Annotated in this window: 3 protein-coding genes and 1 pseudogene; all 4 read left to right on the top strand. The window is 41.8% G+C overall.

The genetic code is table 11. The annotated features are described in order from the left end of the window. Positions 1-716, top strand: a 716-nt coding sequence (locus EAE92_RS23895) for a Tox-REase-5 domain-containing protein (RefSeq protein ID WP_214069838.1), incomplete at its 5' end; no start/stop codon positions are given. A 12-nt stretch (positions 717-728) separates the two neighbouring features. Beyond that, a complete protein-coding gene (locus EAE92_RS23900; RefSeq protein ID WP_214069839.1) occupies positions 729-1,451 on the top strand; it encodes an Imm52 family immunity protein in 723 nt (240 codons plus the stop codon). Positions 1,452-1,497: 46 nt separating this feature from the next. Beyond that, a complete protein-coding gene (locus EAE92_RS23905) occupies positions 1,498-1,764 on the top strand; it encodes a PAAR domain-containing protein (RefSeq protein WP_214069840.1) in 267 nt (88 codons plus the stop codon). 104 nt (positions 1,765-1,868) lie between these two features. Beyond that, positions 1,869-2,329: pseudogene (locus EAE92_RS23910) on the top strand (hypothetical protein); the annotation flags it as partial.

Raw genomic sequence — 2,329 nt, forward strand, 5'->3', positions numbered from 1 at the left:
TCGCCAGCGCTTGTGCCGGAGTATTAATTGCGGTTGGGCTGATGGAAGCCGGTAAAGATAAATCCGTTATAGAGGATGACGACATTCACCATAAGAAAACGGATTTTGTGATAAGCCCTGAAATCACGGATGAAGATCGAAATATCGTCTGGAGTGCCGAAGCCCATGCGGATTTTTGGGAGGACGATGATTTAGGGGATGAATCTGTTGATGCCAGTGCGGTTCAGACTAAAGCCCGGTCTGAAACGGAAGAATGTGAAAAAACGGAAACTAAAAAAGCGTGCGAGGCTTGCCTTGCTATTCCGGTGACAAGTGAAAAATATCGCAAGGTGAGTCGCTGGAGCGCCATTACGATTAACTATCAGCGATTTATTGCGAAAACTCAATATAACCCGCTCACACAAATGATCCAGGAATTTCAATGCTTGAAAGTGACCTTTGATGGCTGGAGACCTGCGTATTGCCTGTTTCTGGAGGCCAAAGCGCGGTATGACCAGTTTTTTATTAGTGAGGATGAGCCTAAGGGTTGGTGGAAAGGTGTTAAATCAGCACAAAATCAGGCTGTCAGACATCAGGCCGTCTGTGATGTGCTGGATAGTACTCCTCATGTGGAATGGCACTTTTTACAGCCCATCAGTTATGGATATTTTAAAGTACTGTTTAGTAAATATAAAAATATCAGTGTTCACTATACCCCTTGCGACAGTTTAGTTTAACACGAGGTAAACATGGCAATAGTTCGTATAAAAATTAATGTATATTATGAGCAGAGAGAAACCATTACCGCCCATACAGCTTTGATGGATTTGTTTCATATTACACGGCAAATTGATGTCTTTTTTAACCAAGGAAAAGCTTGGTACTTAACTGGCTACTCCCGAAAGGAGGCCCTAAAACATCTTGTGTTTGATGAACAGGGGCCAACGGAGGTTGCCATAAAAAGTTTCGAAAAAGATTATAAGAAAAATTTTCCTGCTCTTATTAATGGAATATGGGATGGTGAAAAGGATGAATTATCCAGTGGTATGAGTTATAGAAAAATGTTAATTGATCGCCCTAATTGGGTCTGGCTGGAAATGAACCTAAGGATTGACAGTCATCAGTTTGATGTTTCTCGATTAATTGATTTTGTCAAATATTTAGCGGCTAGCCGTGATTTTCCTTATATTCAAGTCGAAAATAATGGTTATACCGTAAAAGGCAAACAAGTTTTCCCTGATCGCCTCAGTGTCGGCTGGATGCTTTACCAGCCCCGTATTATTGATAAGTTCTACCTGCCTATGGCGGAAGATGTGCTGCCTGTGTACCAAAATAATGAACAGATCGGCACTCTGATTATCACCAAGAAAGGGATTTTTGATGGAAGAAATCAGGAGGATATTGATAAATCCAATGATATTGAAATTCAGTTGGTAAATCTGGGATTACTGCCGTTAATTACCGAGGTTTAATGAGAGGTGATGTTATTTACCAATCGGAAAACGATGGAGAACTTTAATGTCAAAGGCGGTTATTCTGCTGGGCGATACGACAGATCATGGCGGTAAGGTGATTACCGCTATTGCTCAATATACTCACAATGGTATTCCCATAGCAGGTAAAGAAGATTTGGTGGCGTGTCCTCAGTGTAAAGGTGTCTTTCCTATTATTCAGGGGTCTGACTCTTTAACATATAAAGGGAAAGCGATTGCGCTTGAAGGAATGCAAACAGCCTGTGGAGCAAAGTTAATTGCCAGTCAGCATGAGTTTACTCTTGCCAGTTAATGTGGGTTTAATTCAGGGCATTTAAAACTCTGGTCAGAAATCCGAACGGCAATTTAAAGATATTCTTTATATTGCAAAAAATAAGATAAACAGGAGACGTTAATATGCCAATACCCTTATTAGCTCCGGTCGCAGTGGGTGCGGCTGAATATGTCGCCAGCGCTTGTGCCGGAGTATTAATTGCAGTCGGTATCATGGAAACCGGTAAAGATAAATCCGTTATAGAGGATGACGACATTCACCATAAGAAAACGGATTTTGTGATAAGCCCTGAAATCACGGATGAAGATCGAAATATCGTCTGGAGTGCCGAAACCCATGCGGATTTTTGGGAGGACGATGATTTAGGGGATGAATCTGTTGATGCCAGTGCGGTTCAGACTAAAGCCCGGTCTGAAACGGAAGAATGTGAAAAAACGGAAACTAAAAAAGCGTGCGAGGCTTGCCTTGCTATTCCGGTGACAAGTGAAAAATATCGCAAGGTGAGTCGCTGGAGCGCTATCACGATTAACTATCAGCGATTTATTGCGAAAACTCAATATAACCCGCTCACACAAATGATCCA

This window comes from Photorhabdus hainanensis (assembly GCF_018448965.1).
Classification (GTDB): Bacteria; Pseudomonadota; Gammaproteobacteria; order Enterobacterales; family Enterobacteriaceae; genus Photorhabdus; species Photorhabdus akhurstii.

What these genes read in the sequence shown, in the direction of transcription:
- EAE92_RS23900 (WP_214069839.1), top strand. Translation starts at nt 729, where the DNA reads ATGGCAATAGTTCGTATAAAAATTAATGTATATTATGAGCAGAGAGAA.
- EAE92_RS23905 (WP_214069840.1), top strand. Translation starts at nt 1,498, where the DNA reads ATGTCAAAGGCGGTTATTCTGCTGGGCGATACGACAGATCATGGCGGT.